General features: G+C 52.6%; 25 protein-coding genes and 1 tRNA gene. 7 read left to right on the top strand and 19 right to left on the bottom strand.

The window, feature by feature from the left end; genetic code table 11:
* Positions 1 to 125 precede the first annotated feature (125 nt).
* Positions 126 to 392, top strand: coding sequence for a hypothetical protein (locus E6P06_RS23510; protein ID WP_114385769.1), 267 nt, complete (start codon positions 126 to 128; stop codon positions 390 to 392).
* A gap of 36 nt (positions 393 to 428) precedes the next feature.
* Here the strand turns inward: E6P06_RS23510 and E6P06_RS23505 are convergent, their stop codons facing one another.
* From E6P06_RS23505 to E6P06_RS23495, 3 genes are all read right to left on the bottom strand, one after another.
* Positions 429 to 2,081: a site-specific integrase gene (locus E6P06_RS23505; RefSeq protein WP_114385770.1), complete on the bottom strand. Its 1,653-nt coding sequence runs from the start codon at positions 2,079 to 2,081 to the stop codon at positions 429 to 431.
* A 129-nt stretch (positions 2,082 to 2,210) separates the two neighbouring features.
* Positions 2,211 to 2,286, bottom strand: a tRNA-Phe gene (locus tag E6P06_RS23500).
* A 105-nt stretch (positions 2,287 to 2,391) separates the two neighbouring features.
* Positions 2,392 to 3,099 (bottom strand): DUF554 domain-containing protein, encoded by a 708-nt coding sequence (locus tag E6P06_RS23495; protein WP_003838201.1) that lies wholly within the window; start codon positions 3,097 to 3,099, stop codon positions 2,392 to 2,394.
* A gap of 468 nt (positions 3,100 to 3,567) precedes the next feature.
* Between E6P06_RS23495 and E6P06_RS23490 the strand changes: the two genes are divergently transcribed.
* Complete coding sequence (locus E6P06_RS23490; protein ID WP_003838203.1) at positions 3,568 to 5,703, top strand: ornithine decarboxylase; 2,136 nt, start codon at positions 3,568 to 3,570, stop codon at positions 5,701 to 5,703.
* 52 nt (positions 5,704 to 5,755) lie between these two features.
* Here E6P06_RS23490 and E6P06_RS23485 read toward each other — a convergent pair whose 3' ends face one another.
* From E6P06_RS23485 to mutY, 4 genes are all read right to left on the bottom strand, one after another.
* Complete coding sequence (locus tag E6P06_RS23485; protein ID WP_139935785.1) at positions 5,756 to 7,012, bottom strand: nucleoside permease; 1,257 nt, start codon at positions 7,010 to 7,012, stop codon at positions 5,756 to 5,758.
* Between the two features lie 211 nt (positions 7,013 to 7,223).
* Positions 7,224 to 8,309: a membrane-bound lytic murein transglycosylase MltC gene (mltC, locus tag E6P06_RS23480; protein WP_049001609.1), complete on the bottom strand. Its 1,086-nt coding sequence runs from the start codon at positions 8,307 to 8,309 to the stop codon at positions 7,224 to 7,226.
* An 86-nt stretch (positions 8,310 to 8,395) separates the two neighbouring features.
* A complete protein-coding gene (locus E6P06_RS23475; protein ID WP_003027126.1) occupies positions 8,396 to 8,665 on the bottom strand; it encodes an oxidative damage protection protein in 270 nt (89 codons plus the stop codon).
* Positions 8,666 to 8,692: 27 nt separating this feature from the next.
* A complete protein-coding gene (gene mutY, locus E6P06_RS23470) occupies positions 8,693 to 9,745 on the bottom strand; it encodes an A/G-specific adenine glycosylase (RefSeq protein WP_003846351.1) in 1,053 nt (350 codons plus the stop codon).
* A gap of 160 nt (positions 9,746 to 9,905) precedes the next feature.
* On the opposite strand from mutY, the gene trmB reads away from it, so the two are divergent.
* From trmB to ansB, 4 genes are all read left to right on the top strand, one after another.
* Entirely contained in the window at positions 9,906 to 10,625 is a 720-nt protein-coding gene (gene trmB, locus E6P06_RS23465; protein ID WP_003027117.1) for a tRNA (guanosine(46)-N7)-methyltransferase TrmB, read from the top strand.
* Positions 10,625 to 10,951, top strand: a complete 327-nt coding sequence (locus E6P06_RS23460; RefSeq protein WP_003027115.1) for a YggL family protein — start codon at positions 10,625 to 10,627, stop codon at positions 10,949 to 10,951. The genes trmB and E6P06_RS23460 overlap by 1 nt, the downstream gene beginning before the upstream one ends.
* Positions 10,952 to 11,000: 49 nt before the next feature.
* A complete protein-coding gene (locus E6P06_RS23455; protein WP_048213199.1) occupies positions 11,001 to 11,720 on the top strand; it encodes a DUF2884 domain-containing protein in 720 nt (239 codons plus the stop codon).
* Between the two features lie 188 nt (positions 11,721 to 11,908).
* Positions 11,909 to 12,955, top strand: coding sequence for an L-asparaginase 2 (gene ansB, locus E6P06_RS23450; protein ID WP_139935784.1), 1,047 nt, complete (start codon positions 11,909 to 11,911; stop codon positions 12,953 to 12,955).
* 97 nt (positions 12,956 to 13,052) lie between these two features.
* Here ansB and hemW read toward each other — a convergent pair whose 3' ends face one another.
* Genes hemW through E6P06_RS23425 form a run of 5 tightly spaced genes read right to left on the bottom strand, consistent with a single transcriptional unit; the run spans position 13,053 to position 16,359 of the window.
* On the bottom strand, positions 13,053 to 14,189 hold the full coding sequence (hemW, locus tag E6P06_RS23445; protein WP_139935783.1) for a radical SAM family heme chaperone HemW: 1,137 nt from the start codon (positions 14,187 to 14,189) through the stop codon (positions 13,053 to 13,055).
* The gene (locus tag E6P06_RS23440) at positions 14,182 to 14,775 is read right to left on the bottom strand and encodes an XTP/dITP diphosphatase (RefSeq protein ID WP_003027104.1); all 594 of its coding nucleotides are present in this window, start codon (positions 14,773 to 14,775) and stop codon (positions 14,182 to 14,184) included. The genes hemW and E6P06_RS23440 overlap by 8 nt, the downstream gene beginning before the upstream one ends.
* A 7-nt stretch (positions 14,776 to 14,782) precedes the next feature.
* Positions 14,783 to 15,073, bottom strand: coding sequence for a DUF167 family protein YggU (yggU, locus tag E6P06_RS23435; RefSeq protein WP_003027101.1), 291 nt, complete (start codon positions 15,071 to 15,073; stop codon positions 14,783 to 14,785).
* Positions 15,070 to 15,636, bottom strand: coding sequence for a YggT family protein (locus tag E6P06_RS23430; RefSeq protein ID WP_003825417.1), 567 nt, complete (start codon positions 15,634 to 15,636; stop codon positions 15,070 to 15,072). The genes yggU and E6P06_RS23430 overlap by 4 nt, the downstream gene beginning before the upstream one ends.
* An 18-nt stretch (positions 15,637 to 15,654) precedes the next feature.
* Positions 15,655 to 16,359 (bottom strand): YggS family pyridoxal phosphate-dependent enzyme, encoded by a 705-nt coding sequence (locus E6P06_RS23425; protein ID WP_003838215.1) that lies wholly within the window; start codon positions 16,357 to 16,359, stop codon positions 15,655 to 15,657.
* 17 nt (positions 16,360 to 16,376) lie between these two features.
* On the opposite strand from E6P06_RS23425, the gene E6P06_RS23420 reads away from it, so the two are divergent.
* Positions 16,377 to 17,357, top strand: a complete 981-nt coding sequence (locus tag E6P06_RS23420; protein ID WP_139935782.1) for a type IV pilus twitching motility protein PilT — start codon at positions 16,377 to 16,379, stop codon at positions 17,355 to 17,357.
* On the opposite strand, the gene ruvX is transcribed toward E6P06_RS23420, so the two are convergent.
* The 7 genes from ruvX to galP form a co-directional block, all read right to left on the bottom strand.
* Complete coding sequence (ruvX, locus tag E6P06_RS23415; RefSeq protein WP_006686843.1) at positions 17,354 to 17,770, bottom strand: Holliday junction resolvase RuvX; 417 nt, start codon at positions 17,768 to 17,770, stop codon at positions 17,354 to 17,356. The two genes, E6P06_RS23420 and ruvX, sit on opposite strands and share 4 nt — an antisense overlap.
* The gene (locus E6P06_RS23410) at positions 17,770 to 18,333 is read right to left on the bottom strand and encodes a YqgE/AlgH family protein (RefSeq protein WP_003027086.1); all 564 of its coding nucleotides are present in this window, start codon (positions 18,331 to 18,333) and stop codon (positions 17,770 to 17,772) included. Before E6P06_RS23410 ends, ruvX begins: the two co-directional genes overlap by 1 nt.
* Positions 18,334 to 18,508: 175 nt before the next feature.
* Positions 18,509 to 19,456: a glutathione synthase gene (gshB, locus tag E6P06_RS23405; protein WP_003027083.1), complete on the bottom strand. Its 948-nt coding sequence runs from the start codon at positions 19,454 to 19,456 to the stop codon at positions 18,509 to 18,511.
* A 19-nt stretch (positions 19,457 to 19,475) separates the two neighbouring features.
* Complete coding sequence (rsmE, locus tag E6P06_RS23400; protein ID WP_003027080.1) at positions 19,476 to 20,207, bottom strand: 16S rRNA (uracil(1498)-N(3))-methyltransferase; 732 nt, start codon at positions 20,205 to 20,207, stop codon at positions 19,476 to 19,478.
* Positions 20,208 to 20,281: 74 nt separating this feature from the next.
* Positions 20,282 to 20,989 carry a deoxyribonuclease I gene (gene endA / locus E6P06_RS23395; protein ID WP_016150969.1) on the bottom strand — a complete coding sequence of 236 codons (708 nt, stop codon included), beginning with the start codon at positions 20,987 to 20,989 and terminating at the stop codon, positions 20,282 to 20,284.
* A 94-nt stretch (positions 20,990 to 21,083) separates the two neighbouring features.
* Positions 21,084 to 21,581 (bottom strand): SprT family zinc-dependent metalloprotease, encoded by a 498-nt coding sequence (locus E6P06_RS23390; protein WP_003838223.1) that lies wholly within the window; start codon positions 21,579 to 21,581, stop codon positions 21,084 to 21,086.
* 77 nt (positions 21,582 to 21,658) lie between these two features.
* On the bottom strand, positions 21,659 to 23,053 hold the full coding sequence (gene galP / locus E6P06_RS23385; RefSeq protein ID WP_003027074.1) for a galactose/proton symporter: 1,395 nt from the start codon (positions 23,051 to 23,053) through the stop codon (positions 21,659 to 21,661).
* Between the last annotated feature and the right edge of the window lie 238 nt (positions 23,054 to 23,291).

Below are 23,291 nucleotides of genomic sequence, written 5' to 3'. Positions count from 1 at the left end.
ACAAGGAAGGACTTCCCCTGAGGGGCTGGTGCTGAATATTCAGCCTTCCAGCTAAACTATTAAAGTAAGATCTCTATGAGGACTTTAGGAAAATAGGCTAAGAATTGGCACTAACAGGAAAAGCTATGAATTTACTCAATCTGATCATTGATCGTCCGAAACACTTCGGCAAAGACCATAGCTGTGCGGTTGACATTGAACTGGACAGCCTTCCTGCTATGGTTACCCGTGCTATGACCCGGCACATCCCTGATTTAATCTACCGGAACCAGCTATCCCATTACCAGGCAGATTTCATCATGCGTGAACTGATCCGTATCCTCGACGGGCAACCCGTTAAGGCTACCGTCACCGACCACTCCCAGCGTAAAACGCAGGTTTATCACTTCTGATTCTCCGGGCAGGGATGCCCGGATTGTCACGAACGGTTAAGTGCTCCGCTGAAGGTTCAGCCTCGGGATTTGCTCGATGGCGCGACGTTGGGCTACCACACTCTTCTCCCCGTAGCCGTGACTGGCTTTCGCTCTGTCGGGTGAGTTTTCGTTATGCCCGAGGATGCTGTCCTGAATTTCCTCACGTACATCCAGATCGCGGAACAGGGTAACGAGAGAGTGGCGGAAGCTGTGGGTAGGCTTGATGCCTTCCCGCGTCAGGCCGTTCTCACGAATGTAATTGCCCCACCAGCGGCCATAGTTGTAGGAGTATTTCCGGTTCACTTCCGACTTATCGACAAAGAGCTGATAGGGACTGGACCGCACGAAATCAAGGAAGCCCAGCTCAATCAGGTGGCTGTGTATCGGGAACTGCCGTGTGTTGCCCATCTTGATCGACTGACCTTCACCCATCGCCAGCCTGAAGCAGGGAGTACCGTCTACTTCCACTATGTCACCTTTACGGAGCTGAGCGATTTCTTCAACGCGAGCACCTGAGTAGTACAGGATTATTGGTATCCAGTAAGCCATAGCACCGTGTGGTGTTTCCTCACCGTGGAAGACGGGCAGGGAGAAAATTCGGCGGATTTCATCGCGGCTGAAAGACCGCACGATTGCAGGGCCAGCGACGGTCTTACGTTTCTTCAGTTTGCCGAGCGGGTTATCGGTGAGCTTGCCGTCCTCTACCGCGACCCGAAAGACTGACGACAGTTCTTTAAGGATATTCTCGACGCGGGTAGGGCTGATTTTTTCCCCTTCGGCGTCTACCTGTTTGTGCAGCGGCAGTACTCGTACCGCTTTCGACGGCCGGGATGGCAACTTTTCGATCAGATTGCGGAAGTCGGCGATGTCGGCAACGGTGATGTCCTCAGCGGCCTTCTTACCGATAAATTCGATGAAGCGATTTGCCGATGTCGTATAGGCGATAATCCGGCTTTCTGCCCGTAGTGGCTCATGGCGTTGAACGTGTTCTTTATAGCGTTCGAAAAGGTCTGCGAAGGTGAGGCTTTTGTGGCTCTCAACAGGTAGTGCATCCAGCCCTTTGCTTTTGGCGTAGAGCCGAGGGCGAATATTCAGGAGATAAGCATTCGTCAGGTCACTGCGTCGTTCAGCCAGTCTCCATGCCAGACGGATTTGCCAGACTGGGGTGAGAACGATGGGTGTATATTCGAGGGCTTCATCCAGCTCTACAACCATCAGTTTACAGATTGATACGTCACGCTCTTCCTGCCATGTCGGTGACTTGTAGCGGGGCTTACGTACGCGGTCTTCCAGCCAATCGTGGATTATCTGGTTTTCCGGCGAGTGGAATAGGCCCGTTTTACCATCTAGCTGATCTTCAACGATGTAACGCTCACGGATAAGTTCATCGTTTTGCATGGTCTTTGAAACCCATACACTGGCAATCAGCTCGATATTCGCGTCAGTCAGCGACTGGTCGGCTTCAAGTTGTTTTTCAGCCAGTTTGAGCGTCATATCTATCTGGATGATTTTTGCGGGCGCACGCTCTCTGGCCTCCTTCACGTCTTTTGTCTCAAGGGTTAGCTTGATTTCACGTTTATTGAGGATGCCTTGCAGATGTTTGGGGACGGCCTTACGGACAAGGTAAACGCCGAAACGGTTCTTTGTTGGCTGTATCATAATGCCCATTTTGTACCACCTTTCTGTACCACCGGGAAGCGGGGCCGGAGGAAATTAAAGAGAGGTAACTACTGGTAAACCAACAAGTTGTTGACTCATAATGCAAAAACCCCCGCCGAAGCGAGGGTTCTAAATGAGTGGTGCCCGGACTCGGAATCGAACCAAGGACACGGGGATTTTCAATCCCCTGCTCTACCGACTGAGCTATCCGGGCAACGAGGCGCATTAAACCCGATTCACTTCGTTTCGTCAACGAAATTTCTTCAAATCAATGCAGACTGCACAATCTATCACCACATTGTTGCTATTGCACGCATTCTCAGGCAAAAAAAGCCGTCCACGCTGCGGAAAGCGGCATTGCCAGTAGAAGGGCAGGAAGCATATTCACCACCGCAAACATTTTGATGCCACAAATCCGCAAACCGGTTGCAAGTAGCAACAGTCCGCCTACAGCGCTGAAATCGGCCATCATGGCTGGGGTTGTCAGCGGTAAAATCAGAGCCGCACAGGTGGCAAGCGTCAACTGAATTGCCAGCATCGGTATGAAAATGGCAGACACGGCGATCCCTAGCGAGCAGGCGAAGATAATAGCGGTGAAGAAATCGAGAAATGACTTGGCGATTAAAATATTAGGATCGCCGGTCATCCCTTCATGGATCGCCCCGAATATCCCGGTCCCGCTGGCGCAAAACAACACGATGATCGCCACATAGCTTTGGATAAAGGATTCGTGTGTTGCATTGGCATCCGATTTGGTGAAAAGCTGTTGCGCTTTGGCAACCGCGGCATTGATTCCTTTTTCCAGATGGCAGAATTCGCCAATTAATGCACCGATCAGTGTCGCCAGAACCATCACCGGCAAGTTAACGCATTTGATAACCAACAAGATACCAATTCCCAACGAGCACAACCCGAATATTGAGGTCATTGAGATCCGAATACGTTCGGGTAAGTGCTGACTGAGCAGCGCGCCGAGAACACCGCCTAATAAAATGGCGCTGGCATTAATAAAGGGTCCGATTACCACGTTTGCTCCTGCATACCCATTATCGTCTTGATGTTAAAGGCAACTGTTTGGGTGAAATTATGTTTCAGATTGCATTATTATGCCGCTATTGTCAGACGAAATGCTTGTTTATCTGTGAGGTTTAAGCACAGGATTTTATCTTGCGCCAGTAGGTGAAAGGTGCCATGATTGCGCGAATTTTCTCCTGTCTGAATGGGGCTGCCTGGGATGATATTACTCCCCCTACATCGCCTTCAACATCGCCTTTTTGCGCGACGTTCGCCCCTTCCTGCGACTTATCTTCACGCTCTCACCATGCGGTGAGGGCAGCGTACGCTCACTGCAGGATAACAGTAAGATCAGAGGCTATCTGCTTTTACTGATGTCTGGCGGTCGGGGCTGGTAACCAGTTTGACCCGTCATTTCGTGGGCAAAGCAATGCGGCTTTGCCCGGGACTTTTGATTTTCCCGAAACGGGTTATTGCGCTTATGAAATCAATGAAAATTGCCGCCAGTGGTGAACTGGCTTCTCGTCTTTCCAGCCATCGCCAGGTGGTTGCGCTGGACAGCACCGATTTTACTGACGTCGCGGCAGTCGTCATTACCGTTGCGGACAGCCGCAGTGGGATCCTGGCTTTGCTGAAACGCACTGGTTTTCATATACCGGTGTTTTTGTTCGCAGAGTCTGATGTCGATGTACCTGCGGGCGTTAACGCGGTGATTTGCGGTCAGGCTCAGGACTGGCTGGAGCTGGAGTCTGCTGCCTGTCAGTATGAGGAAGAGTTGCTGCCGCCGTTCTATGACACGCTTACCCAGTATGTCGAAATGGGGAACAGCACGTTTGCCTGCCCGGGGCACCAGCACGGTGAGTTTTTTAAGAAGCATCCGGCGGGCCGACATTTCTATGAGTTCTTTGGCGAGAACCTGTTCCGCGCGGATATGTGCAACGCTGACGTTAAGCTGGGCGATCTGCTGATTCATGAGGGATCAGCGAAACATGCGCAGAAATTTGCCGCGAAAGTTTTTCACGCGGATAAAACCTACTTTGTGCTGAACGGAACCTCTGCGGCGAATAAAGTGGTCACCAACGCGCTGCTGACGCGCGGCGATCTGGTGCTGTTTGACCGCAACAACCATAAGTCCAACCACCACGGTGCGCTGATCCAGGCGGGCGCGACGCCGGTTTATCTGGAAGCGGCGCGTAATCCGTTTGGCTTTATTGGCGGCATTGACGAGCACTGCTTCGATGAGGCGTATCTGCGCCAGCAACTGCGTGACGTTGCACCGCACAAGGCTGACCAGCCGCGTCCGTTCCGTCTTGCAATCATTCAGCTTGGTACCTATGACGGTACGATCTACAACGCCCGGCAGGTGATCGACAAGATCGGTAGCCTGTGCGATTACATCCTGTTTGATTCTGCCTGGGTTGGCTACGAGCAATTTATTCCGATGATGGCCGATGGGTCACCGCTGCTACTGGAGCTCAATGCTGACGATCCGGGGATCTTTGTCACCCAATCGGTACACAAACAGCAGGCCGGATTCTCGCAAACCTCGCAGATCCACAAAAAGGATAACCATATTCGCGGTCAGGCGCGGTTCTGTCCGCATAAGCGTCTGAACAATGCATTTATGCTGCATGCTTCTACTAGTCCGTTTTACCCGCTGTTTGCGGCGCTGGATGTTAACGCCAAAATCCATGAAGGCGAGAGTGGGCGTCGGCTATGGGCGGAGTGTGTAGCGCTGGGCATTGAGGCCCGTAAAGCGATTCTTACCCACTGTAAGATGATTCAGCCGTTTATTCCTCCGGTAGTTGATGGTAAGCCGTGGGAAAGCTATCCGACGCAGGTGATTGCCAGCGAGCGCCGCTTCTTTAGCTTTGAACCGGGTGCTAAATGGCATGGTTTTTCCGGCTACGCGCGCGACCAGTACTTCGTTGATCCCTGCAAGCTGTTGTTAACTACTCCGGGCATTGATGCGCAAACCGGGCAATATACTGAGTTTGGTATTCCGGCGACGATTCTGGCGCATTACCTGCGTGAAAACGGCATTGTTCCGGAGAAATGCGACCTTAACTCGATTCTGTTCCTGCTGACCCCGGCAGAAAGCACCGAGAAACTGGCGCAACTGGTGGCGATGCTGGCGCAGTTTGAGCAGCATATTGAGGACGATACGCCGCTGGCAGACGTGCTACCCACCATCTTCAATAAGTATCCCGTGCGTTACCGGGATTACACGCTGCGTGAACTGTGTCAGGAGATGCACGATCTCTACGTCAGCTTTGATGTGAAGGATCTGCAAAAAGCGATGTTCCGACAGGAGAGTTTGCCTGCCGTGGCGATGAACCCGCAGGATGCCAACAGCGCCTTTATCCGTGGTGATGTCGAACTGGTGCGTATTTGTGATGCCGCAGGTCGCGTTGCGGCAGAAGGTGCGCTGCCTTATCCTCCGGGCGTGCTGTGCGTGGTACCGGGCGAAATCTGGGGCGGGGCGGTGCAACGTTATTTCCTGGCGCTGGAAGAGGGTGTTAACCTGCTGCCGGGCTTCTCGCCGGAGCTGCAAGGTGTTTACAGTGAAACGGATGCAGACGGTATTAAGCGTCTGTATGGATATGTTGTGAAGTAAGCGCAAAAAAAACGGGTTACCTTTTGGCAACCCGCTTTTCTCTGCGTAAACGTTAGTGCGCGATAGTTTGGGTGCCTGCCGGAACGCGTACGTGTTTATATTTAAACAGCGCCACGAAGGCAAAAGCCAGAACCAGCGAGTAACCTGCGAAGATCAGCCACACGGTCTGCCAGTCGGTAATACCGTTCAGCGTATAGTGTTCAACTACTTTACCGCTCACCAGTCCGCCCAGAATACAACCGAAGCCGTTGGTCATCATCAGGAACATACCCTGTGCGCTAGCGCGGATTTCAGGGCGAACTTCTTTCTCCACGAATACCGAGCCAGAGATGTTGAAGAAGTCGAAGGCGCAGCCGTAAACAATCATCGACAGAACCAGCAGCACAGTACCGAACGGTGTCGGATCGCCGTAGGCAAACAGGCCGAAACGCAGCATCCACGCCACAATACTGATAAGCATTACATTCTTAATACCGTAACGGCTCAAGAAGAACGGGATGGTCAGGATAAACAGCGTCTCGGAAATCTGCGAGATCGACATCATCACCGAGGCGTGTTCAACGATGAAGCTACCGGAGAACAGCGGGTTGTTATCGAAGCTGTGCAGGAAGGTATTACCGAACATATTGGTAATCTGCAGCTCCGCGCCCAGCATCATTGAGAAGATGAAGAAAATCGCCATGCGCTTGTTTTTAAACAGCGCGAAAGCATCCAGGCCCAGCATGGACGACCAGCTCTGGTTTTTCTGCTGGTTAGCCACCGGAATATGCGGCAGCGTCAGCGTGAACAGCGCCAAAACAACGGACAGCGTTGCACCGATATACAGCTGCATATGACTCAGCTCGAAGCCGGAGAAGCTCACGCCCCACATCGCCATGATAAAGCCGATAGTGCCCCAGATACGGATTGGCGGGAAGTCCGTTACGATATCCATCTCGGCTGACTGCAGGCGATAGTAAGAAATGGTGTTGATTAACCCCAGCGTTGGCATATAGGCCAAAGAGTTAAGCAAGATCACAAAGAACATCGCGCCTGGGGTGGTGACTTCGGCTGCGGCGAACAGCGTTGCTGCACCGACCAGGTGACAAATGGCGTACACCCATTTCGCACTGATCCATTTGTCGGCCACGATCCCTAACAGCGTAGGCATAAATACGGCGGCGATCCCCAGCGAGCTATACACTGCGCCAATGGATGCACCATCGAATTTTAGGGTGACAAACATATAGGAGCCGAGGGTAGTGAGCCAACTACCCCATAAGCAGAACTGCAGAAACGAGAGCACTTTCAGCTGCAGCTTAAGATTCATGTTAATTTCCTCACACCGTAATGCGGATGAATGTTTTAAAAGGCACATTTGCCGGGGCTTGATGATGTGATTCTATCAACGAGGGACACTCTTTTTTTGTTACCTGTGACAAATATTTGCAAACAATTTCTGATTGCAAAGCAAAAGAGTGATGGAGTTAACACTTTACCCTCTTCCGGACCCCGTTTCCCGGGGCTGAAGAGGGGATATATTAGCGGCGTCGATATGATTTTTGTGCGGAATTGACCTTGTAAAGGTATCGGCGTGATTCAGCCGACGGATGTCGGGTAGTCAGCGTTTGATAAACGTCCCCCGGGGTCATGCTGTTGATAATATTCGCTGCCTGGATTTTATCGTTCGAGAAAACGCGCAGCACGCTGCCCGCACCGCCGTTATATGCCGTGATCACCGCGTAGCGACGGGATGTTGGATTATCAATGCCGCCTAAATAGACATTGTTGAGCATAGCCAGATAGGCGGTACCGGTATCAATGTTGCTGGCCGGGTCAAACAGGAAGCTACGGCTCGGTGTGCCGGAGCGCCCTTGCGAGCGAAACACATCTTTCCCGGCGCTGTGCTGTACCACCTGCATCAGTCCCAGTGCATCGGCATGGCTGACCGCATATGGGTTAAATGAGGATTCGGTTTGCATGATGGCCAGAATCAGCGACTCATCGACGCCATACTTACGCGAAGCCTGACGCACCATGCCGACGTATTTATGCGCGCGCTTATCAAGGTGGTTCGGTACCAGGTTGATCGTCACGCTATAGATGATGCGAATACCATTGCTGCGGCTTTTCAGGCGTGTTTTCAGCAGATAGTCAGCGAAATTGGTGGCACGTCCCTCCCAACGAATGGGCTGGCCGGTATTATCGACCACCTGCCCGTACAGGAACGGCTCTTTGGAAATCTTAATGTCGTCGACATCGGAATAGAGGTCGATAGAACCCGGATCATCCCCCATCAGCAATGTCTTGATAATCGCCCGACGCAGGTGTCCGGCGGGATCTGTCCCGGCAATGGTCTCGACGGTTATCGTACCGTCATCAAAGTTGATATGGCTGCGGGTTTGATACTGATCGGTATACTTTACGTAGTCCTTTGGACCCGCAATCAGCACTTCCTTAAATCCCCACAAATTCTCAATGTTATGGGCAAATTGCCCCATCAGAATATCAAAACCGTTGGTATCCTTGACCCAGGCTTCGTTATAGGAATCGCCTTTTTTGGTCGAACTGGAACAGGAGATGAGCAACGGCGCAATAACGGCAAGCGCGAGAAATTTTTTCATCATTCCGGGAGTGCGTGTTGTGTTTGTTATTTGCAAGGACCAGAGTAAATCGTAGGCCGGATAAGCGCAGCGCCATCCGGCAACGGTTCTTAAGACTCTGGTGTATAGCCTTCAATATGCACGTCTTTGCCTTCAAACAGGAAGTTGATCATCTCCTGCTCAAGCAGTTTACGATGCTCAACGTTCATCATATTGAGCTTCTTCTCGTTAATCAGCATGGTTTGCTTATGCTGCCATTGCGCCCATGCTTCTTTAGAAATCTCGTTGTAGATGCGTTTCCCCAGATCGCCCGGGTACAGCTGAAAATCCTGGCCTTCTGCTTCGCGTTGCAGGAAAGTGCAAAAAATCGTTCTGCTCATAAAAAATCCTCTCTATCGACCGGTACGTTAAACGTGTGTACCGGCACGTAATTGCTGTAACAAACGCTCCACGGGAGCCGCCAGTCCGACCGACGGCGGTTGCGCTAAGTTATACCAGAGCGCGTTGCCTTCATCCATGCATGAGCCGAATGAAGACACAGGAAGCCACATAGGCACAATGTCTAAGTGGAAATGGCTAAAGGTATGGCGAAACGCATTAAGTTGGGTCAGATTATCTGCGTTAATTTGCCGTTGCGCCAGCCAGTTGCGCAGTCCATCTTCGTCGTCAAACTGTGGAAAACAGTATAAACCACCCCATAAGCCGCTGGGCGGTCGCTGTGCGAGCAGCACTTCGTCATCATGCTGCATCAGTAAAAAATAGCCCGTTCGTTCCGGCAGCGTTTGCTTGGGTTTTTTACCCGGGTACAACGCCCAGCTTGCATTGGCGCTGGCCACACAGCCATTTTCCAACGGACACAGCGAACATTTAGGTTTTGAGCGCGTACAGACCATGGCGCCTAAATCCATCATCGCCTGATTAAAACGTTCAACGCCATGGGCGGGCGTCACCTGCTCGCTCAACTCCCACAGCTTCTTTTCGACTTCTTTTTTACCCGGCCAGCCGTTTACAGCATAACAGCGAGCCAGCACGCGTTTGACGTTACCGTCGAGAATCGGAAAATGCTGACCCAGAGAGAGGGAAAGGATCGCGCCTGCGGTTGAGCGACCGACGCCAGGTAGGGCGGCCACCTCATCAAAAGTTTGCGGAAATATACCGCTATGCAGCGTGACAACCTGCTGCGCGGCTTTATGCAGATTACGCGCTCGGGCGTAATAACCCAGCCCGGTCCACAAATGCAGAACCTCATCCAGCGGCGCATGGGCTAAATCCGTTACCGTTGGGAAGCGCGCCATAAAGCGCTCAAAATAAGGGATAACGGTCGCAACCTGAGTTTGTTGCAGCATTACCTCAGAGAGCCATACTTTGTAAGGCGTCTTATCAATTTGCCAGGGCAGCGTTTTCCGCCCGTATTTGTCGTACCAGCTCAAAACCTGAGCCGAGAATTGAGACGCTTGCATGATTACCGTTTCATTATTGCCGGGGGCAAGATTGCAGCACAGCGGCAACGGGGTGTAAACCGGAACTTTCCGCTGCTCACTTTCTTCCTTTACTTGCATCCGGCAACTAACTTTGGATAATGCCCGTTTTCAGAACTCAAACACAGCAGACTAAACTTTTATGAAGAACGACGTCATTTCACCGGAATTTGATGAAAACGGCCGCCCTCTGCGCCGGATTCGTAGTTTTGTTCGTCGCCAGGGGCGACTGACGAAAGGGCAGGAGCACGCGCTGGAAAACTACTGGCCGGTGATGGGCGTTGAGTTCAGCGAAGAGCCTGTAAATTTCGCAGAACTGTTTGGCCGTGATGCGCCAGTCACGCTGGAAATCGGTTTTGGTATGGGAGCGTCGCTGGTCGCAATGGCGAAAGCGCGTCCGGAACAGAATTTCCTTGGCATTGAGGTTCACTCGCCGGGCGTTGGTGCGTGTCTGGCTTCAGCCCATGAAGAGGGTGTCGAGAACCTGCGCGTCATGTGCCATGATGCCGTTGAAGTCCTGCATAAAATGATTCCTGACAATTCTTTATCTATGGTTCAGCTGTTTTTCCCTGACCCGTGGCATAAAGCACGTCATAATAAACGCCGTATCGTTCAGGTACCGTTTGCTGAGCATATCTTAAGTAAGCTGAAGCTGGGCGGCGTATTCCACATGGCAACCGACTGGGAAGCTTATGCGGAACATATGCTGGAAGTGATGTCCTCCATTGACGGGTATAAAAACCAGTCCGAGAGTAACGATTATGTACCGCGCCCACAATCGCGCCCGGTAACCAAATTTGAACAACGTGGTCATCGTCTTGGCCACGGCGTATGGGACTTAATGTTCGAGAGGGTGAAATAATGGCAAAGAACCGTAGCCGTCGTCTGCGTAAAAAGATGCACATCGAAGAATTCCAGGAAGTAGGATTTTCGGTTGCATGGCGTTTCCCGGAAGGTACATCTGGAGAGCAGGTCGATCAAATCGTTGATGACTTTATCAATGAAGTTATCGAACCGAACAAGCTGGCTTTTGACGGCAGCGGCTATCTGGCCTGGGAAGGTCTGATCTGTCTGCAGGAAATCGGCAAATGCACCGAAGAACACCAGGCAATCGTGCGTAAGTGGCTGGAAGAGCACAAACTAGAAGAAGTGCGTACCAGCGAACTTTTCGATATTTGGTGGGACTAAGTAGCACAGGGTCGGCAAATGCCGGCCCGATTTGTCTTGAGGGAAAGATATGATGCGCAAAACGCTGCTGGCGGCAGTCCTAACGTTCACGGCGATGGCCGCACATGCAGATTACCAGTGCAGCGTCACCCCGCGTGACGATGTGATTTTGAGCCCACAAACGGTGCAGGTGAAGGGCGAGAACGGCGACCTGATTATTACCCAGGCCGGCGATGTCACCTTTAACGGTAAACAGTACAACCTGAACGCCGCACAGCGTGAGCAAGCCAAAGATTATCAGGCGGCGTTGCGTAGCAGCCTGCCGTGGATTGACGAAGGTGCCAGAGCGCGCGTAGAGAAAGGTCGCGTGGCGCTGGATAAAATCATCGCCAAAGAGGTCGGTGAAAGCAGCAACATGCGTGGCCGCTTAACCAAGCTGGATGCGCAATTGAAAGAGCAGATGAACCGCATCATCGAGCATCGAACTGATGGCCTGACCTTCCATTATAAGGCGATTGATCAAGTCCGCGCGGACGGACAACAGCTGGTTAATCAGGCGATGGGCGGTATTTTGCAGGACAGCATCAACGAAATGGGTGCCAAAGCCGTACTCAAAGGCGGTGGTAATCCGTTGCAGGGCGTGCTCGGTAGCCTTGGTGGCTTGCAAACCTCAATTCAAAACGAATGGAAGAATCAGGAACAAGACTTCCAACAGTTTGGCAAAGATGTTTGTGCCCGCGTCGTGACGCTGGAAAACGATCGTAAAACGCTGGTTAGCACTCTGAAATAATCTTCACCTCTTTTTAACGGCGCAGAAACATTCTGCGCCGTTTTATTTTGTACTTTTCTGTTTTTTTGATATCCATCTCTAAGAATAACAATTTGATGGAGATATAAATCTGGTTAATTGGAACTCGTCACATTATTCATCTGTAGGATAGACATAATGCTGCAAATTCAAGTAACTGGAGAAATAACATGGAGTTTTTCAAGAAAACGGCGCTTGCCGCACTGGTTATGGGTTTCAGCGGCGCGGCGCTTGCACTGCCAAATATCACTATTTTAGCGACCGGCGGGACGATTGCTGGTGGCGGTGATTCCGCGACAAAATCTAACTACACGGCAGGCAAGGTTGGCGTAGAAAATCTGGTTGAAGCCGTTCCTCAGTTGAAAGATATCGCTGTCGTTAAAGGCGAGCAGGTGGTGAACATCGGCTCCCAGGATATGAATGACGAAGTCTGGTTAACGCTGGCCAAAAAGATTAATACCGAGTGTGATAAAACCGACGGCTTCGTGGTGACACATGGTACGGATACCATGGAAGAAACCGCCTATTTCCTCGACCTGACCGTCAAGTGCAACAAGCCGGTCGTGCTGGTCGGCGCCATGCGTCCATCTACGGGTATGAGTGCTGATGGCCCGTTCAACCTGTATAACGCAGTGGTAACTGCCGCAGACAAAGCCTCTGCCAACCGCGGAGTGCTGGTGGTGATGAACGACACCGTTATGGATGGTCGCGACGTGACTAAAACCAACACTACCGACGTTGCTACCTTCAAATCCGTTAACTACGGCCCGTTGGGTTACATTCATAACGGTAAAATCGACTACCAGCGTACGCCTGCGCGTAAGCACACCACGTCTACTCCGTTCGATGTTTCTAAGCTGACCGAGTTACCGAAAGTTGGGATTGTTTACAACTATGCTAACGCCTCCGATCTGCCGGCAAAAGCACTGGTAGATGCGGGTTACGCCGGGATCGTCAGTGCGGGTGTAGGTAACGGCAACCTGTATAAAACCATTTTCGATACGCTGGCAACTGCCGCGCATAAAGGTACCGTAGTGGTGCGTTCATCTCGTGTACCAATGGGTGCCACCACGCAGGATGCAGAAGTTGATGATGCAAAATACGGCTTTGTGGCTTCTGGCTCGCTGAACCCGCAAAAAGCCCGCGTGCTGCTGCAGCTGGCGCTGACGCAGACCAAAGATCCTAAACAGATCCAGGAAATGTTTAATCAGTATTAATGGCTGAAGGTGGCTGCGCTTATCGACCTAACCCTGTAGGCCTGATAAGCGCAGTGCCATCCGGCAATTGCCGGATAAGGCCTGGATCATTGCCGTATCACTCCGCCAGAAACAGCTCCAGCAGGGAATTCAAAAACAGCTTACCGTGTTGGGTAATCTGCCAGTATTCATCACATTCACTCAGGTAGCCCTGGGAAATAGCCTCATCGATCTGTCGACGAATAACGTCCTCGGTAAGCCCGGTATATTGCGTGAACTCCGCGCGAGGCGCGGCTTCCAGTAAACGGAAACGGTTCATGAAGAACTCGAACGGCTTATCGGCTTCGGCGACATCACGCTGGCTTTCGAGATAACGCCCCTGCATGTATCCGCGCGGATGCCGCGTTTTGGTGGTGCGCAGAATGCGCCCGTCCGGGAAGGTGACTTTGCCGTGCGCGCCGCAACCAATGCCAAGATAGTCACCAAAGCGCCAGTAATTAAGGTTGTGCTGACACTGATAGCCCGGCTTTGCATAGGCTGAGGTTTCGTACTGTTGATACCCGGCGGCGGTCAGCAACTGGTGGCCTTGCTCAAAAATATCCCACAGCGCATCATCGTCTGGTAAAACAGGCGGTCGGGAACCGAACAGCGTGTTGGGTTCGATGGTCAACTGATACCAGGAAAGATGCGGTGGATTGAGCGCGATGGCCTGCTGTAAATCGCCCAGCGCCTCTTCCAGCGTCTGATCTGGCAAACCATGCATCAGGTCGAGGTTAAAGCTGCGTAGCCCTAGACCGCTCGCCAGGTGTGCTGCTCGTTTGGCTTCTTCCGGCCCGTGAATACGTCCCAGACGCTCGAGTTTGGCGGAGCTAAAGCTCTGTACGCCAATCGAGATACGGTTTACGCCAGCGCGTTGATAATCAACAAAGCGATCGGCTTCCACCGTCCCGGGATTCGCCTCCATTGTGATTTCTGCATCTGCGGCCAGATTCAGCCGTGCGCGCACGCCGTCGAGCAGCGTTTGCATTGCCGGGCCAGAAAGCAGGCTCGGCGTACCACCACCGATAAAAAGTGTCTTTACTTCCCGCCCCTGGGCGTGGGCCACCTCAGTATCCAGATCGCTCAGCAGGTGCTGAACATAGTCGTCATGAGGAACCTCGCCCTTAAGCGCATGCGAGTTAAAGTCGCAGTACGGGCATTTCTGCACGCACCAGGGGATGTGAATATAAAGACTTAGCGGCGGAAGGTTAACCATTGCGCAGGGCATCCAGCAGCAGCTTCAGTGCCTGTCCGCGGTGAGAAATCGCACTTTTTTCTTCGCGGGTCAGCTCAGCAGCTGTTTTTCCTTCGGACGGCACAAAAAAGATTGGGTCGTAACCAAAACCACCGTTTCCGGCCGGTTCACGGGTAATCACGCCCGGCCAGCTTCCGTGGCACACTAAAGGCGTGGGATCGTCCGCATGGCGCATATACACCAGCACGCAGTGGAATTGCGCCTGACGCTGGTCATCCGGGACATCCCGCAGGGTGTGCAGCAGTTTTTCCAGGTTCTGCTGATCGGTCGCATCTTCGCCGGAATAGCGGGCTGAATAGATACCCGGCGCGCCGCCAAGGGCATTTACTGCCAGGCCGGAGTCATCAGCAATGGCTGGCAAACCCGTAATTTGTGCGGCATGACGCGCCTTCAGAATGGCGTTCTCAATAAACGTCAGCCCGGTCTCTTCTGCAGAATCAACACCCAGATCCGTTTGGGCAACAACATCAAGACCGAAATCACTCAGAAGAGAGGCGAGTTCACGCACTTTACCGGCATTGCCGGTCGCGAGGACAACTTTTTGCATGGAATACCTAATCAGTTAGCGCCGCAATTTCGGGCGGGATCTGTTGCGGATGAATAATTTTAACCTGTTTGTGCCGACCAAGCTCGCCCTTCTCAATAACGACTTGGCTTTTCGCTACGCGGAACTGTTTGCCGAGAAACTTCACCAGATGGCTGTTGGCTTGTCCATCGACCGGCGGGGCGGTAATGGCGACTTTAACTTCGTCGCCATGTAAACCCACAATACTGTCACGGCTGGCTTTCGGCTGAATATAGAGCCGTAAAACCAGACCGTCGTCGCAGGGTGTAACGGCACTCATAGCGCCATCCACAGCCCCGGCAGCAGCATGTTGCCTGTCGCCTGTAACACTTCCGCGATACCCATGTTAATGACATAGAGCAGCAGAACCAGAATCATTGGGGAGAAATCGATCCCGCCCATGCCTGGAAGTATGCGACGGATAGGACGCAACAGCGGATCCGCCAGTTGAATCAGCACGTACTCCACCGGGCTGCGACCCTGGCTGACCCAGCTCATAATCGCCATTACCAGCAGCACCCAGAAAATCAGCAGCCCAATGGTCTTCAGGACAATCAGCACGGCGGCGATCCAGATGATCGGCTGGAACGTGACCACCTTAAATAGCACGATGGCTTTGATAAAGCTGAGAACGAGCGCGACTAATGCTGATGCGCTGTCAATGGGCCCCATCGGAGGAATAATACGGCGTAACGGCCCAATAATGGGCTGAGTGATTTTCACAATAAACTGCGAGAACGGGTTGTAGAAATCGCAGCGAGACCATTGCATCCACACGCGCAGCAGCAGCGCCATGGTATACAGCTCAATTACCGTTGAGAGCAGGAAGGTCAACGTATTCATGGTGTTCCTTAATTTTCCTTATTTTTTAGTGTAATCACGAGCACCAAAAATGGCAGTGCCGATGCGCACCATCGTGCTACCCGCCGCGATAGCGGCATCCATATCATCAGACATCCCCAGCGAGAGCGTATCGATATTTGGATAGCGTGTTTTCAACCCGGCAAATGCTACAGCCATTTGCTGTGCAACTTCAAACTGCCTTACATAATCTGACTCAGGAGCGGGAATAGCCATCAAACCACGCAGGGTAATGCGCGGCAGCGCAGCGACTTCAGCGGCCAGTGCATCAAGCTCTGCCAGCGGAATCCCTGACTTACTGTTCTCATCGCTGATATTAATCTGGATCAGCACATTCAGCGGCGGCAGGTCTGCCGGGCGCTGTTCGCTCAGACGGGCAGCGATACGTAGACGGTCGATCGTATGGCACCAGTCAAAGTGCTCGGCGACCAGACGACTTTTGTTGGACTGCAGCGGGCCGATAAAGTGCCACTGCAGATCGTTGACGCCTTTTTCCTGAAAGTAGCGGATTTTATCCACCCCTTCCTGGACATAGTTTTCACCGAAGGCACGCTGCCCTGCGGTAATGGCTTCTTCGATGGCGCTCGCAGGTTTGGTTTTGCTGACTGCAAGCAACATAACTTCTTCTGAAGACCGCCCGCAACGCGTCGCGGCGGCTGAGATTTTGTCCCGGACATGTGCCAGGTTATGCGCGATATCGTTCATTTTCCGAGGATGTTCATATGAATATGGAAGAAATAGTGGCCCTTAGTGTAAAGCATAACGTGTCGGATCTACACCTGTGCAATGCATGGCCTGCGCGTTGGCGCAGACATGGAAAAGTCGAAAGCGCACCGTTTACCGCGCCTGACGTAGAGAATCTGCTGATGTGCTGGCTCAGTGAGCAACAACAGGTACAGTTGCAGGAGCAAGGGCAGATTGATTTTGCCGTTACCCTGACGGACACCCGGCGGCTGCGCGCCAGCGCATTTGTCCATCTGCAGGGAACCTCGCTGGCGCTAAGACTGCTACCGCTGGATTGTCCTCATTTAGACGATCTTCAGCCTCCCGCGGTCATACCTGAACTGCTTCACAGTGAAAATGGGTTGATTCTGGTGACAGGCGCTACCGGCAGCGGTAAATCTACGACCCTGGCGGCGATGGTGGAGTATCTTAATCAGCATATTGAGGGGCACATTCTGACGCTGGAAGATCCTATTGAATATCGCTACACCAGCCGACGTTGTCTGATTCAACAGCGGGAGGTGGGCGCACACTGCGCCTCTTTCGCCGCCGGTTTGCGCGGTGCGCTACGCGAAGATCCCGACGTTATTTTGCTGGGCGAGCTGCGCGACGTGGAAACCATTCGGCTGGCATTAACGGCGGCGGAAACCGGACATCTGGTGCTGGCAACGTTACATACGCGAGGTGCGGCGCAGGCCATCGCGCGGCTGGTGGATTCCTTTGCAGCAACAGAGAAAGATCCTGTGCGTAACCAACTGGCAGACAGCCTGCGGGCGGTTCTTTCGCAAAAACTGGAGGAGGATAAGCAGGGGGGACGCGTGGCGCTATTCGAACTACTCGTCAACACGCCCGCCGTGGGCAATTTGATCCGCGAAGGGAAAACGCATCAGCTACCCGGCGTGATTCAAACCGGGCAGCAGACAGGTATGCAGACATTTGCACAAAGTTTGCAGCAGCGACAGGCGCAGGGGCGGCTTTAATAGCCCTGCTCGAAATAGCTTTCCAGGATAATAACGGCAGAAGCGGAGTCCACTTTGCCTTTATTCAACGCCCGGTAACCGCCTTGCTCAAACAGGCCTGAACGGGCTTCGACGGTGCTCAAACGTTCATCGTGCAGCGTTACGGTTACGCCAAAGCGACCATGAATGCGGTTAGCGAATTTACGTGCGCGCGCGGTAAGGGGCTGTTCGGTGCCATCCATGTTGAGTGGCAGGCCGACAATGATTTCATCCGGTTGCCACTCTTTCAGCAGGCGTTCAATCAAATTCCAGTCTGGCGTACCGTCCTGTGCTTTGATGGCGGGCAATGGCCTGGCCGTACCGGTAATGCGCTGACCCACGGCGACGCCGATACTTTTCGTACCAAAATCAAAAGAGAGTAATGTTCCGCTCATCATGCGTGTCCCGCCACGCCGGGCATGGTCTGAATATCTATCCCGATAAGCTTCGCCGCATCGCGCCAGCGGTCGGCAATCGGTGTTTTGAATAAGATGTTGAGATCGGCAGGGGCCGTAAGCCAGGCGTTATCCAGTAACTCTTGTTCCAGTTGGCCCTTTTCCCATGATGAATAACCCAGCGCAACCAGCACTTCGGACGGTTGTTCCTGCGTACCCAGGGTTTCTAATACATCGCGGGAGGTTGTGATGATGGTGTTATCAGAAATGCGAATACTGGACGCAAAGCGCGACGGTGGGGTATGAAGTATAAATCCACGGTCTTCTGCCAGCGGGCCGCCGAGCATCACGGGCTTATCCAGACGAATGGCCGGATCGCGTTCTTCTGGAGTAATCTTCAGCTTTTCCAGAATCCCTTCAATTTGTAAGTTTTCCAGAGGCTTATTGACGATAATCCCCATTGCTCCGTTCTCATTATGTTCGCAGATATACACCACGGAACGGCGGAAAATTGGATCCTGGAGAGCAGGCATGGCAATTAGAAAGTGATGCTGTAAATTCATTGTCAGAGGTTCTGTTTCCTGGTTCAAAAAAGCAACAGCGCCCAGTATGTGGGCAAAGTGCGAAGATGTCACCCTCTGAAAATAGCTTGCCGGATGTCGGCTTTGCCTAATCCGGCCTACGGGGTGCAATTGTAGGCCGGATTAGACGCGAAATCGTCGCCATCCGGCAACGTATTTACTTCTGCAGACGGGCCTCAATGGCATCCATCAGCATACCGGTAATCGAAACCGGGAACTCCGCTTCAATTTCACGAATACAGGTTGGGCTGGTGACGTTAATTTCCGTCAGACGATCGCCAATGATATCCAGACCGACAAAAATCAAACCTTTCGCTTTCAGCGTTGGCCCAATGCGACGGGCAATTTCCCAGTCACTGTCGGTTAATGGACGCGGCTCACCACGACCACCTGCGGCCAGGTTGCCACGGGTTTCGCCGCCCTGCGGAATACGCGCCAGGCAGTAAGGAACGGGTTCGCCATCGACCACCAGCACGCGTTTATCGCCGTCTTTAATGGCTGGCAGATAGTTCTGCGCCATGCAGTAGCGGGTACCGTGCTCGGTCAGCGTTTCCGCAATAACGCCGAGGTTCGGATCGCCTTCCTTCACGCGGAAAATAGAGGCCCCGCCCATGCCGTCCAGCGGTTTGAGAATGATGTCGCTGTGTTTTTGCCAGAAGGCTTTCAGCTGCGCTTTATTACGCGTGACCAGAGTTTCCGGCGTCAGATCGGCAAACCATGCGGTGAACAACTTTTCGTTGCAGTCGCGCAGGCTCTGCGGTTTGTTGACGATCAGCGTTCCTTTCTCTTCTGCGCGTTCCAGAATATAGGTCGCGTAGATGAACTCGGTATCAAACGGCGGATCCTTACGCATCAGAATAACGTCCAGGTCTGCCAGCGGGAGATCCTGTTCGCTCTTAAATTCATACCATTTGTCGTAGTTCTGCTCTACGCTCAGGGTACGCGTATGGGCGCGGGCTTCACCGTTGATCAGATAAAGATCGGCCATCTCCATATAATGAATTTCGTAACCGCGGCGTTGCGCTTCCAGCAGCATTGCGAAGCTGGAATCTTTCTTGATGTTGATGCTTGCGATGGGATCCATCACGATGCCGAGCTTGATCATGTTCTTCTCCGTTTATGCCTTAGCCCAGATCGCCAAAACGCACCTGAAGCGCGGTAATGGCGGTGAGCGCAGTTGTCTCAGTACGCAGAACGCGAGGTCCTAACAGAATATCAGTAAACTGATACCGTGCGGTCATGGCAATTTCATCTGCCGACAACCCACCTTCCGGGCCAATCAGCAAGCGGATGCGCTCCACCGGGAGCGGCAGCGTGTTAATGCTGGCGCTGGCGCGAGGATGCAGATTGAGCTTCAGTCCTTCGTCCTGTTCTGCGCACCATGCTTCCAGATCCATTGCCGGGCGAATTTCAGGCACCCGATTACGACCGCACTGTTCGCAGGCGGCAATAGCGATTTTCTGCCACTGCTGGAGCTTCTTGTTCAGGCGTTCATTGTCCAGTTTAACGCCGCAACGCTCAGAAAAAAGTGGCGTAATGAGGCTTACACCCAGTTCAATCGATTTCTGGATAGTAAATTCCATTTTTTCACCGCGCGACATTACCTGGCCCAGGTGGATATGCAACGGTGATTCCCGATCGTCGAGTTCAGCGTTAAGCACCTTCACTTCCACACTTTTCTTACTGGCGTGGGTAATTTCGGCGTCGAATACCTGATTGCTGCCATCAAACAGCTGTAGCGGCTGGCCTGGCCCCATACGTAGTACACGGCCGATATGGTTGGCAGCATCTTCACACAGTGAAATTTGGCTACCGGAAGCGAGTGGCTCTGGGTGATAAATGCGAGGAATGCGCATAGTTAAACATCCGCGTCATGGCCCTGGGCTGCAACAGGCCAGGGCATGGTTAAAAATATTGCCGCTAGTGTAGGTTAGCTCTTTTGCGCCTGGCAAGCGCGTTGCACATAGGGGTTATGATTCCCCTGTACCTTCGCGATGCGTTCGTCGCGCTCACACTCCCAGTCGGTGACCGGATACTGCTTATTCCAGGCATTAAAAAGCTGGGTTTGCTGGCGAGAGAGCGTCAGGTTGTATTGGTCGCGCATATAAAAATAGGTACGCGCGATGGCGCCACGGGCGCGGGCAGGCGGCTCGGCAACTTTCTCTTTGAAATCAACCTTCATCGCGCACTGTCCATACTGGCCTTCGCCACCGTTCCACTGGCTGTACATGAAGTTAGCGCGATCGCCATTCACTTCACCTACCGCAGGCTGCAGGTTATGCATATCGCTTTCCATTTTGCGATAGACCGGATCTTTAGCGCAGTTTTTACGCCCTCCGTCCTGCCAGCACTGGCGCTGATGACCAAACTGCCAGGCGGGGACAACGTGCTCCCATTCAATTCGACTGGCGCGGTTTTCGTTTTTTCGCACTTTATAGCCGCAGGATTCGAGGTCCACGACCCCTTTTTTGCCTTGCCAGTTAATTTTACAACCGCAGTAGAAATCGCCTGGCGCATCGGCGTTAACTTTGACGCCCGCCGCTTTTGCCTGAGAAAAACTGTTGATGCCTTCGGCTAAAGCCGGGCCTGAAAATGCTGCGGCTAACAGGGCCGCAGCAAAAGAAAAATTACGGTACATCACGAACTCCGTGTCAAAACGAGCCCGCAACGTAGCGAAAGTCATTCCTGTATGCAATCAGTTAGATCAGAAAAGTTCCTGATAATTCTGAAGATTATTCTGCAATCAGTGGTTCGCCGCAGTGAACGCAGCGGTAGGTGGCTTCGCCGCGTATCACGCGGTTATGGCGGCGTACGGTCAATTGGTGTTCCTGACACTTGCAGCGGTAAGTAAAGGTCTTACGCTGCACGGATTGCAGCTCGAACTGATGCGTGCGTCGGGCTGGTACGCCAAGTACGCTCTCCATCATCCATTTCCACTCTTTGCCGTGCGGCGGCACGCGGCCAAAGTATTTCCACACCAGTAAATGCGCCAGTTCATGGGGCACCACTTCGTTAACGAACGCGTCAACGTTCTCCATCAGCAGGACGGGATTAAGGCGAATTTCATAGGTTTGTAGCCACGCGGTACCCGCGGCGGTTCCGCGCTGTTGGTAAACCAGCTTTGGCTCCGGGTAATTGCGTTCGAGCTTGAGGTTGGCCTGAGCGAGCTTTTCCCGCAGGCTGCGCATAACGGCTTGCTGGATGGCGATAGGGAGACGGGAGGTTTTCATAGCGCCAGAGGATAGTGCGACAGGGAAGGGACTGCAAGAGGAAGGCTTCCTCCCGCGGGGGAGGAAGCTTTTCGTGATTAGTCGTGTGCGCCAATTTCGCGCAGTTTACGACCTTTCATCAGGTTACGTTCAATGTGTTCCAGAGAGACATTTTTAGTTTCAGGTATCAGCCACAGGGTCAGGAAGATGAACAGGACGTTCAAACCACCGTAGACCCAGAAAGTATTGGCGCTGCCCAGCGAGTTCAGCATCGTCAGGAAGGTTGCACCGACGATCATATTGGCAATCCAGTTGGTTGCGGTAGAGCAGGTGATACCAAAATCGCGGCCTTTCAGCGGTTGGATTTCAGAGCACAGAACCCAAATCAGCGGACCGGCGCTCATGGCAAAGCCAACGATAAACATCAGCAGCATCAGTACAGCGAAGTATTGCGCGGCCGCCGAGTGAATACCCACGTGCATCATCGTACCCAGCACGCCCATACCGACGGCCATGACGATAAAGCCGAGGATCAGCGTAGGCTTGCGGCCCCAACGGTCAACCAGGCCAATGGCGATAAAGGTTGCCAGCACGTTGGTCAGACCGACGATAACAGTCCCCCACATCTGCTCGGTGGTGTTGGTGTAGCCCGCCAGCTCAAAGATTTTCGGTGCGTAATACATAATGACGTTCATCCCGGTGAACTGCTGCATCACCTGTAACAGGACGCCAAGGAATACCGCGCGGCGGAAGTTGCTGTTTTCTTTAAACAGCGCCCAGCCGCTCTGCTTCACCTGCAGACTTTCACGAATTTCATCCAGCTCGCGTTTGGCTTCTGCGCTGGTATCACGCAAACGCAACAGAACACGTTCAGCATCGACAAAACGACGTTTAGCAGCAAACCAGCGTGGGCTGTCCGGCAGGAAGATAACGCCAACCAGCAGCAGCAGGGCAGGGATGATGATCACGCCCAGCATCCAGCGCCATGCGCCGCTGTAGCTAAACGCCGTATCGGAAAGATACGCACCCAAAATACCGATGGTGATCATCAACTGATACATAGAGATCATGCTGCCACGAATTTTTTCCGGGGCAATTTCAGACAGGTAAAGCGGCGCGGTATAAGACGCAACGCCTACCGCAAGGCCGAGCAGCACGCGGGAAACCAACAGCACTTCAACGTTTGGTGCCGCGGCGGAGAACAGTGAACCGGCAACAAACAGGATTGCGCCGATCATCAAACTCTTTTTACGCCCCAGTTTGAAGGAGAGCCAACCGCTGCCGACGGCACCCACGGCAGCACCAAACATCATCGAACTCACCACCCATTCCTGAGTGTGGGGGGTAATTTGGAACTCGTCGGTGATGAACGGTAAAGCTCCGGCAATAACACCGATATCCAGGCCAAAAAGTAATCCAGCCAGGGCTGCAAGAAAGCAGACAAAAAATGTCATGGCTTTGTTGGAACGCCCCGTTTTTTTATTGTCAGGCATGATGCCCTCCGGTTGGGTAGCTAGTTTTGTTGATGTTAAGGGTAGGTGAGTACGGGGTAAAAAAATGCGAATCACATCACATTAGTGTAATCGGTTACACTAGCATTCATGTAAGTTATTGGTTATTTGATTGAAAAATAACGTTATTTATTTCGCATGAATAACATTGATTGTCTGGGTTTAAGATAATGCTGAAATATAATGTAACACTGATGCAATCATAGTAACGAAGAGATGT

Origin of the sequence: Citrobacter sp. CF971, from assembly GCF_006385635.1 — a bacterium.
Taxonomy (GTDB): Bacteria; Pseudomonadota; Gammaproteobacteria; order Enterobacterales; family Enterobacteriaceae; genus Citrobacter; species Citrobacter freundii.
The sequence above is the reverse complement of the archived record's forward strand: the minus strand, read 5'-3'. Positions and strand labels throughout refer to the sequence as shown.

Bases quoted from the DNA above. Each gene is read 5' to 3' on its own strand.
- E6P06_RS23510 (WP_114385769.1), top strand. From the start codon at position 126: ATGAATTTACTCAATCTGATCATTGATCGTCCGAAACACTTCGGCAAA.
- E6P06_RS23505 (WP_114385770.1), bottom strand. From the start codon at position 2,081: ATGGGCATTATGATACAGCCAACAAAGAACCGTTTCGGCGTTTACCTT.
- E6P06_RS23490 (WP_003838203.1), top strand. From the start codon at position 3,568: ATGAAATCAATGAAAATTGCCGCCAGTGGTGAACTGGCTTCTCGTCTT.
- E6P06_RS23485 (WP_139935785.1), bottom strand. From the start codon at position 7,012: ATGAATCTTAAGCTGCAGCTGAAAGTGCTCTCGTTTCTGCAGTTCTGC.
- mltC (WP_049001609.1), bottom strand. From the start codon at position 8,309: ATGATGAAAAAATTTCTCGCGCTTGCCGTTATTGCGCCGTTGCTCATC.
- E6P06_RS23475 (WP_003027126.1), bottom strand. From the start codon at position 8,665: ATGAGCAGAACGATTTTTTGCACTTTCCTGCAACGCGAAGCAGAAGGC.
- mutY (WP_003846351.1), bottom strand. From the start codon at position 9,745: ATGCAAGCGTCTCAATTCTCGGCTCAGGTTTTGAGCTGGTACGACAAA.
- trmB (WP_003027117.1), top strand. From the start codon at position 9,906: ATGAAGAACGACGTCATTTCACCGGAATTTGATGAAAACGGCCGCCCT.
- E6P06_RS23460 (WP_003027115.1), top strand. From the start codon at position 10,625: ATGGCAAAGAACCGTAGCCGTCGTCTGCGTAAAAAGATGCACATCGAA.
- E6P06_RS23455 (WP_048213199.1), top strand. From the start codon at position 11,001: ATGATGCGCAAAACGCTGCTGGCGGCAGTCCTAACGTTCACGGCGATG.
- ansB (WP_139935784.1), top strand. From the start codon at position 11,909: ATGGAGTTTTTCAAGAAAACGGCGCTTGCCGCACTGGTTATGGGTTTC.
- hemW (WP_139935783.1), bottom strand. From the start codon at position 14,189: ATGGTTAACCTTCCGCCGCTAAGTCTTTATATTCACATCCCCTGGTGC.
- E6P06_RS23440 (WP_003027104.1), bottom strand. From the start codon at position 14,775: ATGCAAAAAGTTGTCCTCGCGACCGGCAATGCCGGTAAAGTGCGTGAA.
- yggU (WP_003027101.1), bottom strand. From the start codon at position 15,073: ATGAGTGCCGTTACACCCTGCGACGACGGTCTGGTTTTACGGCTCTAT.
- E6P06_RS23430 (WP_003825417.1), bottom strand. From the start codon at position 15,636: ATGAATACGTTGACCTTCCTGCTCTCAACGGTAATTGAGCTGTATACC.
- E6P06_RS23425 (WP_003838215.1), bottom strand. From the start codon at position 16,359: ATGAACGATATCGCGCATAACCTGGCACATGTCCGGGACAAAATCTCA.
- E6P06_RS23420 (WP_139935782.1), top strand. From the start codon at position 16,377: ATGAATATGGAAGAAATAGTGGCCCTTAGTGTAAAGCATAACGTGTCG.
- ruvX (WP_006686843.1), bottom strand. From the start codon at position 17,770: ATGAGCGGAACATTACTCTCTTTTGATTTTGGTACGAAAAGTATCGGC.
- E6P06_RS23410 (WP_003027086.1), bottom strand. From the start codon at position 18,333: ATGAATTTACAGCATCACTTTCTAATTGCCATGCCTGCTCTCCAGGAT.
- gshB (WP_003027083.1), bottom strand. From the start codon at position 19,456: ATGATCAAGCTCGGCATCGTGATGGATCCCATCGCAAGCATCAACATC.
- rsmE (WP_003027080.1), bottom strand. From the start codon at position 20,207: ATGCGCATTCCTCGCATTTATCACCCAGAGCCACTCGCTTCCGGTAGC.
- endA (WP_016150969.1), bottom strand. From the start codon at position 20,989: ATGTACCGTAATTTTTCTTTTGCTGCGGCCCTGTTAGCCGCAGCATTT.
- E6P06_RS23390 (WP_003838223.1), bottom strand. From the start codon at position 21,581: ATGAAAACCTCCCGTCTCCCTATCGCCATCCAGCAAGCCGTTATGCGC.
- galP (WP_003027074.1), bottom strand. From the start codon at position 23,053: ATGCCTGACAATAAAAAAACGGGGCGTTCCAACAAAGCCATGACATTT.